11 protein-coding genes are annotated in these 15,337 nt (G+C 67.1%); 4 read left to right on the top strand and 7 right to left on the bottom strand.

Translation table 11 applies throughout. The features are described from left to right. Positions 1-22: 22 nt before the first annotated feature. A complete protein-coding gene (locus tag ACH35V_RS01875) occupies positions 23-3,916 on the bottom strand; it encodes an RICIN domain-containing protein (protein ID WP_395969731.1) in 3,894 nt (1,297 codons plus the stop codon). A gap of 1,425 nt (positions 3,917-5,341) precedes the next feature. Here ACH35V_RS01875 and ACH35V_RS01870 point away from each other — a divergent pair. From ACH35V_RS01870 to ACH35V_RS01855, 4 genes are all read left to right on the top strand, one after another. Then, a complete protein-coding gene (locus ACH35V_RS01870) occupies positions 5,342-6,367 on the top strand; it encodes a hypothetical protein (protein WP_395969730.1) in 1,026 nt (341 codons plus the stop codon). A gap of 448 nt (positions 6,368-6,815) precedes the next feature. After that, on the top strand, positions 6,816-7,289 hold the full coding sequence (locus ACH35V_RS01865; protein ID WP_395969729.1) for an SgcJ/EcaC family oxidoreductase: 474 nt from the start codon (positions 6,816-6,818) through the stop codon (positions 7,287-7,289). A 179-nt stretch (positions 7,290-7,468) separates the two neighbouring features. Next, on the top strand, positions 7,469-8,017 hold the full coding sequence (locus ACH35V_RS01860; protein ID WP_395969728.1) for a dihydrofolate reductase family protein: 549 nt from the start codon (positions 7,469-7,471) through the stop codon (positions 8,015-8,017). A gap of 45 nt (positions 8,018-8,062) precedes the next feature. After that, the gene (locus tag ACH35V_RS01855; protein ID WP_395969727.1) at positions 8,063-8,662 is read left to right on the top strand and encodes a dTDP-4-dehydrorhamnose 3,5-epimerase family protein; all 600 of its coding nucleotides are present in this window, start codon (positions 8,063-8,065) and stop codon (positions 8,660-8,662) included. 41 nt (positions 8,663-8,703) lie between these two features. Here ACH35V_RS01855 and rfbB read toward each other — a convergent pair whose 3' ends face one another. The 6 genes from rfbB to ACH35V_RS01825 are packed head-to-tail and all read right to left on the bottom strand — an operon-like array spanning position 8,704 to position 15,323. Further along, positions 8,704-9,681 carry a dTDP-glucose 4,6-dehydratase gene (gene rfbB / locus ACH35V_RS01850; RefSeq protein ID WP_395969726.1) on the bottom strand — a complete coding sequence of 326 codons (978 nt, stop codon included), beginning with the start codon at positions 9,679-9,681 and terminating at the stop codon, positions 8,704-8,706. Then, positions 9,678-10,388 (bottom strand): phosphoadenylyl-sulfate reductase, encoded by a 711-nt coding sequence (locus ACH35V_RS01845; RefSeq protein WP_395969725.1) that lies wholly within the window; start codon positions 10,386-10,388, stop codon positions 9,678-9,680. The genes rfbB and ACH35V_RS01845 overlap by 4 nt, the downstream gene beginning before the upstream one ends. Positions 10,389-10,399: 11 nt before the next feature. Continuing rightward, the gene (locus ACH35V_RS01840; RefSeq protein ID WP_395969724.1) at positions 10,400-12,055 is read right to left on the bottom strand and encodes a nitrite/sulfite reductase; all 1,656 of its coding nucleotides are present in this window, start codon (positions 12,053-12,055) and stop codon (positions 10,400-10,402) included. Beyond that, the gene (locus ACH35V_RS01835) at positions 12,052-12,762 is read right to left on the bottom strand and encodes a methyltransferase domain-containing protein (protein WP_395969723.1); all 711 of its coding nucleotides are present in this window, start codon (positions 12,760-12,762) and stop codon (positions 12,052-12,054) included. Before ACH35V_RS01835 ends, ACH35V_RS01840 begins: the two co-directional genes overlap by 4 nt. Further along, the gene (rfbH, locus tag ACH35V_RS01830) at positions 12,752-14,137 is read right to left on the bottom strand and encodes a lipopolysaccharide biosynthesis protein RfbH (protein ID WP_395969722.1); all 1,386 of its coding nucleotides are present in this window, start codon (positions 14,135-14,137) and stop codon (positions 12,752-12,754) included. Before rfbH ends, ACH35V_RS01835 begins: the two co-directional genes overlap by 11 nt. After that, entirely contained in the window at positions 14,130-15,323 is a 1,194-nt protein-coding gene (locus ACH35V_RS01825; RefSeq protein WP_395969721.1) for a glucose-1-phosphate thymidylyltransferase, read from the bottom strand. Before ACH35V_RS01825 ends, rfbH begins: the two co-directional genes overlap by 8 nt. Positions 15,324-15,337: the final 14 nt, after the last annotated feature.

The raw sequence follows: 15,337 nt of genomic DNA, 5'->3' as shown, positions 1-15,337 counted from the left end.
GCGGCTTTTCGTTGCGCCCTCGTCACTGGTATTCCAGCTTCCAGATGTGACGAGTAGGAATCGGTTCCACCGGATTGGCCTGGACCGCACGCGCGTCCCCCGGCGCCCCCAGGTCGCGGGCGTCGACGACCAGGCCGCTGTGCTTGGCGATCAACCGGTAGCCGAGGTTGCCGTCGTCGGCGACGCCGACGACCTTCCAGAGTTGATGCGCCGCACCCGGCTCACAGGTGCCCTGCTGGACGGGCGCGTCGGCCTGGGTCTGCGCACCGGCGACTTCCAGGCAACGGACCGCGGACGGGTCACCGTTCATCGTGTTGACGTTCGTGAGCATGAAGTAGCCGTCGCCGTAATCAGCGAACCGCCATTTCTGCCAAGGCCCGCCATTGCACTCCCACGGCATCACGACGGCGCCATCGGCAATGGAGCCACCCGCGACGTCCAGACATTTCTGAGTGCTCTGGACAAGCAGCCGGTGGGTCATCCCGCCGAGGTGATGGCGCTTGAGTGCGGTGATGTTCCACAGCTGTTCACCGGCTACCGGATCCGTGCAGGACCACTGCGAAACGTTCGCTCCAGGGGCCAGCGAGCCCGCGTCGACGGCCAGGCACTTGTCGCTCCGCCGTGACTTCAACCAGTATCCGCCGGCCTTCTTCTCTGGCTTCCACTGCTGGCCCGTGCTGCCGTTGCACTCGTACTGCCATACGTTGCGCCCGTCGGCGGTGCCCGAACCGTCCGTGCCGTCCACATCCAGGCACTTACCGCTGTTGGAACTGGTCAGCGTGTAGTAGCCGTCTCCGACATCGGTGAACTGCCAGTCCTGCGCGGGGTGCGCATTGCAGTTCCACTGCTGCACGTTCGTGCCGTTGTCCACTCCGGCGCCCGCGACGTCCAGGCAGTGACCGGAGTTGGCGTTCACCAGACGCAGCGTCTTCCCGGCGAACTCGTGGTTCTGCACCGACTCGGCATAGATCGCGTTGAGGACGGTCCCATCCGGGTGCGCCAGCGGCCACAGCTGGGAGTCGTCGACCCAGCCGTTCCAGAACGCGCTCCTGCTCGACGCGCCCGACGCGCCCGGCGTCGCACCGACCAGCAGGGCTCCGGAACCGGCGGCCGGCGTCCAGGTCGTGGCGGCCGTCTTCACCTCCGCCGGCATCACCCGCGTGGTCGAGCAGTTCCACGGTTCATCGGGATCGCACACCTCGCGCTCGCCCTCGGCCTGAGTACGCAGCCAGAGCTCTTGCTTGATCGGGTCGTAGCCGCCCATCAGCGAAACCCAGTGAGCGTTCCATGGCTGCCCGTCCCCGGCCTGCGCCATATCGCGCGTGACGGCCGTCAGCACAGTGCCGTCGCCCTTGCGATGCCGGAACGTCCACCTGCCGCCCAGCCACCCGAGTTCGAACACCGTCCCGTCGGCGGCAGCCTGGCTGATCGCCACCTGGTCGCCCTGGACGGCGGCGAGCTTCAGCCAGGTCGAGAACATGAACCGCTGGCTGGTGTCCACCAGTGTGACCGGGTTGCCCTGAACGTCCGTCCAGGGCGCCACTTCACCGAACTGCGTCGAGCCGTTGAGGCGCACCGCACGGTCGGTGGGTGAACCTGTACCGAGGTTGCCCGCCTCACCGAACGCCGGGCCGCCGCTGAAGACCAGATCGGCGTTCGGGTTCACCGAGCCGCTCGGTCCGACCGCGCGCGCCGTGTTCCCGGTGGGTTCGTCCATCGCCCAGGCCGCGTTCCGCGGCGGCTGCTCCACACCGAACTCATACTTCTTCGCCGCGCTCGGATTACCGGCCCGGTCATAGGACGTCACTTCAACCCATTGGGGCCCGAACCGCTTCGGCGTCCACGAAAGCGTCGATGATTCACCCGGCGCAACCGCTTTCGTCCCTGCAGTGCCGTCGGCGAACCTGTAGTCGAACTTCACGACATCACCCGAGCCGGCGGGCGCGAAAGTGAAGTTACCCGGTACGTACTTCCGCGCGACCGCGTCATAGCCCGAAGTCGTTCCCGCAGGATATTCGGGCGATGACACCACCGGCGTATTCGGTCGGCGGGCATCCACCGTGTATTCACACCATCCCGACCACGGCCCGTACAAGCTGGTGTCGTCCATTCCGCGGACACGCCACATCCAGCTCGTCCCGCCGTCAGGGGTGGCCGGGACGTCATCACCCTTGTCGACCGTCAACGACGCATGCAGGTAGCCGTCCGCGCCGGCATGCTGGAACGTACCGGCCGAAGGCACATAACGCTTCGAGCTCTCCGCCGGCCTACCAAGAGGCGCCAGCTCGTACTCCGCTGCCAGCGGCTGCCCGTCGAACCCGCCCGCATTGTCGCCGTCATAATCGGTGACAAGCGCATTGGCGGTCCGGTCTTTGGATGCCCCAAACCACGGCCGCCCACTACCGGTCACGCATCCGTACTTGGTCGTCCCGCCGTTCTTCATGTGGACGTCCTTGACCGGCATGGGATACCGGGAGAACTTCACCGTCAGCCGCGGATCGACGTCCATCACCTTCCAGGTGTGGGTGTCGTTGTAATCCGCGTCCGGGAACAGCCCGATCGTGAAGAAGTCCCACCGGCGGTCCGTCGCCCACTGGACGAGACGAGTGAGATGGGAATGAGTGAACGTCACATCGTTCGACGACCCGCCGTCCCCGCACTCAGGGCGCCCCACATTGACCGACGCGGTCGCAAGCCCGTTCGTGGTCCATCCTGAACCCTCGGGGATGAACGCACCCGGACGCGAGTTGTACGTCGTGGTCGGGTAGATGTGCTCGACGTTGTACAAGCGGACATCGCGCGCCGTACACGACCACGCGTGCAGCACATCAAACGTGATCGCGGCCGAGTTGACCTCGACCTGTACGCTCCCCGACCATTCGTGCAACGGCGTGGAATCCATCCGGATATAGGAACGCTTGTTGGTGTTGTCCTCGATTTCACGTCCCGTGGGCAACCGATCCGGCTTCCAATACGACTGGTTCGGAAACACCTGATCGACATAGGCCCAGCCAGATCCCTTGGCGCTGCCCCCGTCGCTGTCGCCTTCCCTGTGCCCCGTCCAGGTCTGCCAGGACGGGTCCAGGACGATCGGGAACTTGGCGTCGGCGGCCGTGAGCAGGTCATGATCGGGGGTCAAGGTGAGCACCCCGTCGCCCGTCGCCACCGCCATCGGCGCCACACTCGCCTTCGGAGCCGGCCCCGCCGCGACCTCCTCGGTACTCGCAGACTCGGACGACGCCTCCGCCGCGTTCGTCTGCCCCTCCCACATCAACGGCTCCGGCGCGGTGAAGACCTCGTTGCCGACCTCGTCCACGGCCGCGAGCCGGTTACCGGACAACTCCTTCAGCTGGACGCCCGAACCCCGGACCCCGAACTCGACCGTGGCCAGTCCCGGATCACTCGCCGCCTCCGGCGTCTTCACCACCACGTAGTGGGACCACCCGGTCGGCGTCGAACGCACCACCAGGTCCACACCCGCGCCGCCGCCGTCCACGAAAGTCGCGCTCGGCCCGTCCAGCACAGGCGCCGGGAGCCTGGCTCCGGGCCAGGTCAGCGTCAGGCTCTTCCCGTCCTTGACCATCGTGGCCAGCACGTCGTCGCCGCCGGCGCCGAACGTCACCCCGTTGACCGACATCCGCGACGCGTACCCGCCGGCCGTCCGCTCCAGCGTCAGGTCGGCGTCATGGAAGACACCGTCCCGCTTCACACGAACAGGGACCGGCGACGTCTCCAACTCGAACTGGCCGTCAGGCAGAGCGGTCAGCTTCCTGGTCTCCGACGTCCGCTCGGCGACCTCGACCTGACTACCGGTCTGCCTCGCCTTCGCCGCCGCGGCGTCCATCGGCGTCGGCGCCGGTGAACTCGGCTCATCCGCATACGCCGAGGTCAGGGGCGCCGACAACAGCGAGGCCACCAGCACCGACGACAGCAGCCCGGCAAGAGAGCGCCGACACAATCCGTCAACAACCGATGACCGAAACGAGAAGCCCCGAACGCGCAATATGACCTCGCAAGTTAAGCCCCCATCGAAAGCGCCCTAAACATAAGCGGGAGATCACCCGTCGGGAAGATGACTGCACCGGGGGATTTTTGTGATCTAGATCACAAACACGCTACGTAAACCCCTCTCTCACCCCAGGCGTCTGTCGGGCGATAGTGCTTTTGCGTGTTGCCAGTTGCGAAACAAGGTGCTCGATCGGGCACCCGCACGCGCCTGTTCGTAAGTACGGAAGTACGGCCCTGCTAACCTGTCGCCCCGCTCTCTTTGAACACGCAGGGGTCGTCACATGGCCGATCAGATGACTCATCCACGTACCGCATACCGAATCGCCCGCGACTGGCTCACAGCCTTCGCCGCCACCCTCGCAACCGCCATGGCGGCACGCCTAATGACGGCCGGAGAATTCGGCCCTGTCTGCGGCCCAATAGCCTTCGCGGCACTTCTGGCAACCGTCCTTGTCAGCATAAGGTTCATCAAGCACCACTACAAAAAATAAAGCCTATGTCCGGAGACTGCCGACGCCTTGCCACTCTGCTGGCAGGTGGCTGAGGAAGGCGCTTCCATAGTGGACTCTTCACCTCGAACCGTACGCGCCGTGGACCTTGCCATCAGCCGTATCGCCAGCTCTGTGAAAAGGTCGGCGACCACAAAGATCGTGATCATGACCACGAAGCAAGGAGCCAGCTCGGCTATGGCGAAGGTGAACGGGATAGAGGCGACGGGCCTCTTCGATGAATTCCTTCGATAACCACAGCAGTTCCGGTTCGGGCGGAACCCGGGGTCGCTGCAGCCGCCCCTGGGGTGGGAGGGCTCGGGGTGGCGCATGGCCGGTGTCCGGTATCTGGGGCATCGGGCCCGGCCAGGTCGCGGCGTGGTGCGCGATGGCCTCCTTGGCTGGCAGTGCGCGAAGGCCTCAGCTGTCAGTAGTCCATTGCCATGACGTGGGCAAAGGGTGAGCGTCGATCGGTGTGTCGCCGAGCGAGCGATTCGCGTTGCGGCGTCAACTTTTCGTGCGGGGTCATGGCAGGCCCCGAAGCGGCGCCGTAGGAGGCGACAGCGTCCATCGGAGGGCAGTCTCGTGCGCATCATCGTGGTTGGAGGTGCCGGAACCATCGGCACGGCCGACGTCGAATTCCTCTGGGCTGGACGTGACTTCGTGGTGGCCGTAGGGCCTTTCGAGGGGCGAGATCGTGTCCGCCTTGCAGCGCAGCGGCGAGGGCATCCGGTTGCCTGCGTGACGGTCCTTCGGTCAAACGCGTGGACAGGGGGGTTCCACCGATGACACTCGACGACAGGACGATCTCACTACGGGCCCAGAACCCATCGGCACGAGGATCGATGTCTCGCCTCCTGCGCCGTCCGGCGCGGCCACTGCTCGTCGCGATACTCGCGGTCTTCCTGGCCGGAGCATCGCTGGCGCCGGGAATTGCGCTAGCCGCAAAAGCCGGTGACCGCAGCACGACGGTCTGCTTCGTCGCCCGCGACCACCCAGACCGCGAACGTACGATCCGCGTGCCGACGCACGCCGTGCCGAAGCTCCTGCGCGCCTCGCTGTCGTATGTCGGGCCGTGCGCGGAGTACGGCCATTCGAAATCACTCGGTGACGGCGCGCTGCGCACGTACACACAGCGTGTACGCAGCCGTCCGCTGGTGATGGGCGTGACGTTCCCGGCCTCGACGTTGCGGAACCTGCCCGTCCCGGTGAGCGACGGCAAGCACTGCTTCGACAAGGACGGCAACGGCGCGCTCGACCTGCACACCGAGTGCGCCGTCGGGCATGAACGCGTGCTCGACCTGCCCCGCGGGTTCCGCAGCGCCATTGACACGCCGTTCAAATGGTCGCTGACGAACTGGAATCCCAAAGGGCACATGCCGACCGGCGTCTACGACGTGCCGCACTTCGACTTTCACTTCTACATCCAGCCGCTCGCCGAACGGAACCAGATCCGCCCCGGCCCGTGCCCGATGCTCACCAACTGCGACGACTACAAGCGCGCGAAACTGCCGGTGCCCGAGCGTTACCGCCCACCGGACTTCAGCGATGTCGATGCCGTCGAGCCCGCGATGGGCAACCACCTGATCGACCTGACCGGCCCGGAGTTCAACGGCCGGCCGTTCACGCACACATGGATCTACGGCCAGTACGACGCCGAGATCACGTTCTACGAAACGATGATCACCAAGGCCTGGTTCGACGGCCAGCGCGCCGGCACGACCGGCGACATCTGCGTGCCGTTCAAGCAGCCGCGCGAGTGGCGACTGGCCGGCTGGTACCCGACGAGCTACTGCATCGCCTACCGCGAAAACCGCGACGACTACACCGTCGCCCTGACCAACTTCCGCTACCGCGGACAGAGCCGATAGTCGGACAAGCTCCCGTCATCGAACAGGAGCGTGACGTCCGCGGGCCGGATCAAGGAACGGAACCAAGGAACGCACGGCAGTGTGGGTTGTGGTCTGGGCCGCTCAGATGATGACCGTTCCGCCGCTCACCGACAGGGTCTGTCCCGTCACGTAGCCCGCGCCGGGGCCGCGGAAGTAGGCGATGGCCGACGCGAGACCCTTGACGGGCCCGCGACCGGCTCGGCGTCGACGAGACCGTGTCGCTCGATCGCCTCGACGGCGCGATGGCTGCCTCCCGGGGGTCCGTTGGGCGTGGCCGTCCTTGCGGGCGCGTTGTCGGGTTCGAGTTGGGAGGATCCTCGGTTGAACGTCGTCGCGGGGCGTTAAGGGGCCGCAATTTCGAATATGCGCGGCTGGGCGGGCGGTGGCACGATCGAAACACCGAAACCCTTGGTCGAAAGGAATGTTCATGTCCGCAGTCACTGATCCCGTTGTCGGCTCCTACGAAACCAAGGTGTCAATTCGGGAGGAGGACGCGGGCGCCATTGTCGCGATCGTCAAGAAGCTGGCCTCCTCGTGGGCGGAGGGCGACGCCGCCGCCCTGTCGGAGCTGTACGCCGTGGACGCGCTCGTGGCGCTCCCCGGCGATGTCTTCCTCAGAGGGCGGAGCGAGATTCGCGACTGGATGGCGGACGCGCTCGACGGGAAGTGGAAGGGCACCCAGGTGCTCGGCGTTCCGCTCGAGATCAGGTACCTCACCGACGACACGATCGTGATGTTCTCGCAGGGCGGGGCCTACAAGCCCGGTGAGTCCGAGGTGTCGGTCGACGACGCGATCCGCGGGCTCTGGGTTTTCGCCAAGAAGAACGGTGAATGGACCATCAGCGCCTACGAGAACACCCCGGTGCGCGCCACCATCCCGCTCGCCCAGGCAGGTCGTTGACCCGATTCCGACGTACCCGGTCACCGGACATCGAGGGGCCGGGTACGGCGGTCGGCGGCGCCGTGGCGGTTCCGGAGCGTCGCGGCATTACCGCAATCTGGAAGATGCGATCGGCGAGGGGTGGATGCGACACTGACCGGCGCCTCTGCGGTCAGCACTCGACGAACTCTGGAGATCCGGTGGGTCGTATCTACTCGTCAACGTACGTGTCGCTCGACGGTGTCATGGAGTCGCCCGACTCGTGGAACCACCCGTACTTCAGCCAGGAGATGGCGGATCTCCTCGCCGCCGAGCTGGAAACCGCGCAGGGCATGCTGCTGGGCCGATCGACCTACGAGATGTTCGCGTCCTTCTTCCCGCACCAGTCGAGTGACGTGCCCTTCGCGGACCTGAACAACAACATGCGCAAGTTCGTGGTCTCGACCACCCTGGACGACGCCGAATGGAACAACACCACGCTGATCAAGCAGGACGTTCCGGAGACCCTCCGCGAGCTCAAGAAGGACCGTGACGGCGACCTGCACGTCAGCGGTAGCGCGACCCTGGTGCGGTACCTGTTGGACCAGGACCTCCTCGACGAGGTCCGTCTTGTGGTCTCACCCGTGCTGGTCGGAACGGGCCGGCGACTCTTCATGGAAAAGGCGTCACACAAGGCGCTGGAACTCATCGAAAGCAAGCCTCTGCCGCACGGTGTGCTGTCGCTCGTCTACCGGCCCGTTGTCCAATAGCAATCAGGGCACTGCGGCCTTGACGATCGAGAGGTGTGATGCCGCGTGTTGGTTCGAGAGCTGGCCGTAGAAGGTGCCCTGGCGTTCACGCCGAATGTGTTCAAGGATCATCGCGGCTCTTTCACTTCTCCGTACCAGGACGCGGAGTTCGTCCAGCGTGTGGGCGGTCCTCCGTTTCCCGTCAGGCAGGTGAGTCACAGCCGCTCTGCTCGCGGAGTGCTCCGAGGAGTCCACTACACCGCCACTCCGCCCGGCATGGCGAAGTATGTCTTCTGTCCGTCCGGGCAGATTCAGGACTTTGTCGTCGATCTGCGTGTGGGATCGCCGACGTTCGGCCGCTGGGACACGGTCCGGCTGGACGCCGAGAACGGTTCTGCCCTGTACGTTCCCGTGGGCGTCGGGCACGCGTTCGTGGCCCTGCAAGACGACTCCGTGACCGTGTATCTGATGTCCCAGGGTTTCGTCCCGAAGAACGATTTGGCCGTTGCCGCACTGGATCCGGGGATCGGCCTGCCCTTGCCGAAGAATGTCGAGCCGATCCAGTCCGGCAGAGACTCGTCCGCCCCGACGCTGGAGCAGGCCCTGTCCAAGGGCCTGCTCCCGGAGTACGAAGCCTGCATGGACGGAACCGGACTGCCGCTGTGAGCGCCGGCGAGCGTGATCTGTAGTCGCGTCCGGGGCCTGGGTCATGCCCGGCGAAGCGGCTCCCACCAGTCGCGGTGAGTCGCATACCACTGGACCGTCTCGGCGATGCCGTCATCGAAGCCGATCGCGGGGGTGTAGCCCAAGGCGCGGAGCCTTTGGTCGGACAGGGAATAGCGACGGTCGTGGGCCTTCCGGTCCGCCACCGGCTTCACCCGCTCCCAACCGGCGCCGAACACTTCCAGCAACCGCTGGGTGAGCTGTTTGTTCGTCATCTCCTTCGTTCCCGCGACGTGGTAGGTCTCGCCTGGCTCGCCGCGTTCGGCGGCCAGCGCTATGCCACGGCAATGGTCAGCGACGTGTATCCAGTCCCGGATGTTGCCGCCGTCTCCGTAGAGGGGCACTTCCTTCCCGTCCAGGAGATTGGTGATGAACAGCGGGATGATTTTCTCCGGGTATTGGTACGGGCCGTAGGTGTTGCTGCCACGGGTGACGCTCACCGGGACCCCATGCGTCCGGAAGTACGATAAAGCGACCAGGTCACCGCCCGCCTTTGCCGCCGCATAAGGCGAGTTCGGGTCCAGCCGGGTGCCCTCCACCCATGAGCCGGACTCGATGCTGCCATAGACCTCATCGGTGGAGACATGAACGACGCGGGGCGTCCCGGCGTGCAGGCATGCGTCCATCAGGGTCTGCACCCCGAGCACGTTGGCGCGCACGAATTCGCTGCCGTCGGCGATGGATCGATCGACATGTGACTCCGCCGCGAAATTGACCACGAGGTCGTGCCCGGGAACGACCTGCTTCATGAGCTCGGCGTCACAGATGTCTCCATGGACGAACTCGTACTCCCCCTTCATCGGGGCCAGGTTGTCCATGTTTCCGGCGTAGGTGAGCTTGTCCAGCACGGTCACCTCGGCCGCGGTTTCGGTGACGAGCGTCCGGACGTAGTGCGAGCCGATGAAGCCGGCTCCTCCGGTCACCAGAACGCGCTTCCACATACCGGTCCGGTTGTTCGTCATTGGTGGATACCGCATTCTGTCTTGCCCATTCCGGCCCAGCGTCCGCCGCGCGGGTCCTCGCCGGGCGCGACCGGACGGGTGCACGGCGCGCAGCCGATCGAGGGGTAGCCGTCGTCGTGCAGCGGGTTGACGAGCACCCCGTTGTCCTTGAGGTAGTCGTCCAGGTCGGCCTGCGTCCAGGTCAGGACCGGGTTGACCTTGACCATGCCGCGGCGCCGGTCCCACTCGACCACACGGCGCTCGCGGCGGCCGGCGGTCTCGTCCCGGCGGATGCCGCTGAACCAGGCCAGGTAGCCCTTCAGCGCGCGGCCGAGCGGCTCGACCTTCCGCAGGTGGCAGCACAGGTCGGGGTTGCGCCCGTACAGGCGGGGGCCGAGCGCGGCCTCCTGCTCCGCGACCGTGCGGGACGGCTCCACGTTGATCACGTTCACCGGGTAGACGGCCTGGACCGCGTCGCGGGTCCCGATCGTCTCGGCGAAGTGGTAGCCGGTGTCGACGAACAGCACGTCGATACCGGGAATCACCTTCGACACCAGATGGATCAGCGCCGCGTCCGACATGGACGAGGTGAGGCAGATGCGGTCGCCGAACGTCGCCGCGGCCCAGCGGATCACCTCGGCGGGCGGGGCGTCCTCGAACGCGGCGGCGGCGGACTCGACGATGCCTTCGAGGTCCGGCGTCGGACTGTCGGTCTCAAGCAGAGTCACTGGATGCTCTCCTACTTCAGGTCGGCGTCGTCGGCGCGCCGCACCCAGGCGGCGAACGTCTCGCCGCCGGCGCGCTGCTCGTCGTACTTGCGGACGACCCGCTCGATGTAGTCGGTGAGGCCCGCCGAGGTGGTCTTCAGCCCGCGGACCTTCTTGCCGAACGAGACGCCGACCCGGCCGCCGAGATGGATCTGGAAGCCCTCGACCTGGTCACCGTTCTCGTCCACGACGAGCTGGCCCTTCAAGCCGATGTCGGCGACCTGGACGCGGGCGCACGCGTTCGGGCAGCCGTTGACGTTGACGGTCAGCGGCTGGTCGAAGCCGGGAAGCCGCTTCTCCAGCTCGCCGATCAGGTCCATCGCACGCTGCTTGGTCTCGACGATCGCCAGCTTGCAGTACTCGATGCCGGTGCAGGCCATCGTCTGCCGCCGGAACGTGGACGGGTGCACCTGCAGGTCGTGCTCGGCGAGCGCGGCGGCGAGGGCCTCGGTGTTCTCCGCGGGCACGTCGAGGATGACCATCTTCTGCTCGGCGGTGGTGCGGACCCGGCCGGAGCCGTACCGCTCGGCGAGCTCGGCGACGGCGCCCAGCAGGACGCCGTTGAGGCGGCCCACGCGCGGCGCGAACCCGACGTAGAAGGAGCCGTCCCGCTGCGGGTGGATCCCGACGTGGTCGCGGCGAGGGAGCGGGGCGGCGGGCTCGGGGCCGTCGGGCAGCGTGTACCCGAGGTAGTCCCGCTCCAGCACCTCGCGGAACTTCGCCGGGCCCCAGTCGTTCATCAGGAACTTGATCCGGGCGCGGTGCCGCAGCCGCCGGTACCCGTGGTCCCGGAAGATCGAGATGATGCCCTTCCAGACCTCGTGGGCCCGCGCGGGCTCGACGAAGACGCCGAGGCTCTTGGCGAACATCGGGTTGGTGGACAGCCCGCCGCCGACGAGCGCCTGGTAACCGGCCGCCCCGGCCTCGTTCACCACGCCGACGAACGCCACGTCGTTGATCTCGTGGACGGTGCAGTGCGCGGCGCAGCCGCTCATCGCCGTCTTGAACTTGCGCGGCAGGTTGGAGAACTCGGGCCGCCCGATGTAGCGGTCGCAGACGTCGCGGATCTGCACGGACGCGTCGATGACCTCGTCGGCGGCGATCCCGGCCAGCGGGCAGCCGATGATGACGCGCGGGGTGTCCCCGCAGGCCTCCATGGTGGACAGGCCGACCGCTTCGAGCGCCGCCCAGATCGCCGGGACGTCCTCGATGGCGATCCAGTGGTACTGGATGTTCTGCCGGTCGGTCACGTCGGCGGTGCCGCGGGCGTACCTGGTCGCGATGTCGGAGAGCACGCGCAGCTGCGCGGCGTCGAGCCGGCCGCCGTCGATCCGGACCCGCATCATGAAGTAGCGGTCTTCGAGTTCCTCGTCCTCCAGCGTGCCGGTCCTGCCGCCGTCGATCCCCGGCTTGCGCTGGGTGTAGAGCCCGTACCAGCGGAACCGGCCGCGCAGGTCGGCCGGGTCGATCGAGTCGAAGCCCGCCTTGGCGTAGACGTCGATGATGCGGCGGCGGACGTTCAGCCCGTCGTCGTCCTTCTTGTTCTCCTCGTTCTTGTTGAGCGGCTCCCGGTGGCCGAGGGCCCACTGGCCCTCGTTCGCGGGCTGCTTCCGCGCCTCCGAGATCATGCCCGGCACCCGACGAACATGCCGCAGTACAGGACGTCCTCGACATATTCCACCTGGCAGCCTGCGTCGGCGAACGCCTGCAGATACTGCTGCCGCGTCCATATGCCGAAGGAATGCGACTCGGTGAAAGACTGGATGCCGTTCCCGTCGGCGACCGTGTAGTGGATTTCCATGTGAGCCCGGTCGTCCCGCCGTTCGGTGCGCGAGACCCTCGCCACCGTGCGTCCGTCCTCCTGGACGACGTCCCCCGCGACATGGCCATCGAGGAACTTCTCGGCGAACCACCACGGTTCGACGACCAGCACTCCGTCCGGCGTCAGATGGGCGGCCATGCGCCGCAGCGCCGCCGAAAGCGCGTCCAGGGACGGGAGGTACCCGACGGCGGTGTAGAGCGACACCACCGCGTCGAATGATCTGCCAAGGTCGAACGTGCACATGTCACCGACGTGGAACGTCGTGTGCGGCGCCTTGTCCCGGGCGATCGAGATCATCGGCTCGGAGAGGTCGACGCCCTCGGCATGATCGAAGAGTTCGCCGAACGCGACCATGTGCTCGCCGGTTCCGCAGCCCACGTCGAGCAGCGAACGGGCGCCGGGGTTGCGCGCGCGGACGGTCTCGGCCACCAGTTCGGCCTCCGCGTGGTAGTCCTTGCCGCGGCCGGTCTGGTAGATGAGGTCCCAGACCCGGGCGAGCTGGTCACCGAACACGGCCGTCGTCTCCCGCCACGCTCGCGACCGGCGCGACCGGCGCGACCGGCCCGACCGGCGCCGCCGAGGGGCTCCACGACGCCGCGAACTCCTTGATCGAGGCCACGACGTAGTCGATCATCTCGTCGGTCAGTCCCGGATAGACCCCGACCCAGAACGACTGCTCGGTGATGACGTCGCTGTTGGAAAGCTCCCCCACGACCCGGTAGGACCTGTCCGCGTACGCGGGCTGCCGGGTCAGGTTCCCCGCGAACAGCTGCCGCGTCCCGATCCTCCGGGCCTCAAGGAAGTCGACGAGCTCCCCGCGTCCGAACGGCGCCTTCGGATCGACCGTGATCGCGAAACCGAACCAGCTCGGGTCGCTGCGCGGGGTCGCCTCGGGCATGAGCAGATGCGGCAGGCCGTCCAGCCCTTCGCGCAGCCGGCGCCAGTTGCGCCGGCGGGCCGCTCCGAAGTCGTCGAGCTTGGACATCTGGCTCATGCCCAAGGCGGCCTGGAGGTCGGTGGTCTTGAGGTTGTAACCGACGTGCGAGTAGATGTACTTGTGGTCGTAGCCGGCCGGAAGCGTGCCCATCTGGTAGCCGAAGCGTTTCCGGCAGGTGTTGCTCTCCCCCGGCGCGCACCAGCAGTCGCGCCCCCAGTCACGGAGCGACTCGACGATCCGGGCCAGCACCAGGTTGGACGTCAGGACGCAGCCGCCCTCACCCATGGTGAGGTGGTGCGCCGGATAGAAGCTCACCGTGGACAGCTCGCCGAAGGTGCCGGTCAGTTCCCCGTCGTAAAACGACCCGAGCGCGTCGCAGTTGTCCTCGATCAGGAACAGGTCGTTCTCGAAGGCCAGCCGGGACATCTCGCTGACCTCGAACGGGTTGCCCAGCGTGTGCGCCAGGAAGATCGCCCGCGTCCTCGGCCCGATCGCGGCCGCGACCCGCTCCGCCGTGGTGTTGTAGCCGCGCAGCTCCACGTCCACGAAGACCGGGACGAGGCCGTTCTGCAGGAGGGGGTTCACCGTGGTCGGGAACCCGGCCGCGACCGTGATCACCTCGTCCCCCGGCCGGAGCCGCTGGTCCTCCAGCAGGGGCGAGGTCAGCGCGGAGACGGCGAGAAGGTTGGCGGACGAACCCGAGTTGGTCAGATGCGCCTTGCGCCGGCCGAGCTTCCGCGCGAGGGCGGACTCGAACATCTGGGCGTGCTTCCCGGCCGCGATGCTCATGTCCAGGGCGGCCTCGACCAGCGCGACCCGGTCGACGGCTTCCAGCACCGCGCCCGAGGGCCAGATCTCGGTGACCCCCGGCACGAACCTCGCTTCCGTCCGCTTCTCCTGGTGGTAGTCCCAGACCGCGTCCAGAACCGCGGTCCTCCGATCGTCACTCATTTCCGACCTTCCTTCCGCCGCTGTGGCGGCTCATGATGACCCCGTCGTCGAGCACGGATCCCGGTCGCCGCGTGCGGGGGACGAGCGAGTGCAGCCGTGCCGCCTCCGTCCATGAGCTCGACACGGGAACCTCGATCCGGCAGTGGTCGCCGACCACGAGGCCGTGCGAGCTGTTGCTGCGGACGTTGCGGGTCACCGTGGCCCGCCGCCCGATGAGCGAGCCGGACAGTCCCGGGACGTCGGAGATGGACGCGCCGTCGAGGACGACCGAGTCGGCGAGGCGGGTGGCGCGCAGCGTGCAGTCCCGCCCGATCGAGGTGCCGGGGCCGATGCGGCTGTCCTCGATCAGCGTGCCGGAGCCTATGATCACCGGCCCCTCGATGCGGGACCGCACGACGCGGGCGCCGGGGTCGACGACGACCGGGCCGCTGACGACGCTCGCCGCGTCGACCTCGCCGGCGATGTTCGGACGCAGCTTCCTGAGCAGCCAGAGGTTCCCCGCGAGGACGTCCTCGGCCCGTCCGATGTCCTTCCAGTAGCCGGTGTACTCCATGGCCGTGACGTGCGCCCCCTCGGTGACCAGCCACTGGACGGCGTCGGTGATCTCGAGTTCGCCGCGGGCGCTGGGCGCGATCGCCGCGACCGCCCTGTGGATCGCGGCGGTGAAGAAGTAGACCCCGATGAGCGCGAAGTCGCTGCGCGGGTGCGCGGGCTTCTCCGTCAGCCGCAGGATTGAGCCGTCGTGGTCGAGTTCGACGACCCCGAACCGGCGGGGGTCGTCCACCCGGTGCGTCACGACCTGCGCCGCCGGACGCTCGGCCGTGAACCGCCGCGCTTCGGCGACGATCCCGTCGGGAAGGAAGTTGTCGCCGAGGTACATCACGAAGTCGTCGTCGCCGAGGAAGCCGCCGGCGAGCCGCACGCAGTGCGCCAGGCCCAGGGGTTCGGCCTGGTGGAGGTAGGTGATGCGCGCGCCGAGGCGCGAGCCGTCCCCGATCTCGCGGTTGATCTCCGCGGCGCTGTCGCCGACGACCACGGCGATCTCGGTCACGCCCAGATCCCGGATGTTCCTGAGCACGTGTTCGAGGATCGGAATGTTGGCGACGGGGATGAGCTGTTTGGGCAATGAATGGCTCACCGGCCGCAGCCGGGTGCCGGAACCCCCCGCCAGCACCAGTGCCTTCATGGGTATCTCCTCAT

It is taken from the genome of Actinomadura sp. 1N219, assembly GCF_044326405.1.
Lineage (GTDB): Bacteria > Actinomycetota > Actinomycetes > Streptosporangiales > Streptosporangiaceae > Spirillospora.
The sequence above is the reverse complement of the archived record's forward strand: the minus strand, read 5'-3'. Positions and strand labels throughout refer to the sequence as shown.

Coding starts and splice junctions, on each gene's coding strand:
- ACH35V_RS01870 (WP_395969730.1), top strand. CDS start 5,342: ATGTCTCGCCTCCTGCGCCGTCCGGCGCGGCCACTGCTCGTCGCGATA.
- ACH35V_RS01865 (WP_395969729.1), top strand. CDS start 6,816: ATGTCCGCAGTCACTGATCCCGTTGTCGGCTCCTACGAAACCAAGGTG.
- rfbB (WP_395969726.1), bottom strand. CDS start 9,681: ATGACGAACAACCGGACCGGTATGTGGAAGCGCGTTCTGGTGACCGGA.
- ACH35V_RS01840 (WP_395969724.1), bottom strand. CDS start 12,055: ATGATCTCGGAGGCGCGGAAGCAGCCCGCGAACGAGGGCCAGTGGGCC.
- rfbH (WP_395969722.1), bottom strand. CDS start 14,137: ATGAGTGACGATCGGAGGACCGCGGTTCTGGACGCGGTCTGGGACTAC.
- ACH35V_RS01825 (WP_395969721.1), bottom strand. CDS start 15,323: ATGAAGGCACTGGTGCTGGCGGGGGGTTCCGGCACCCGGCTGCGGCCG.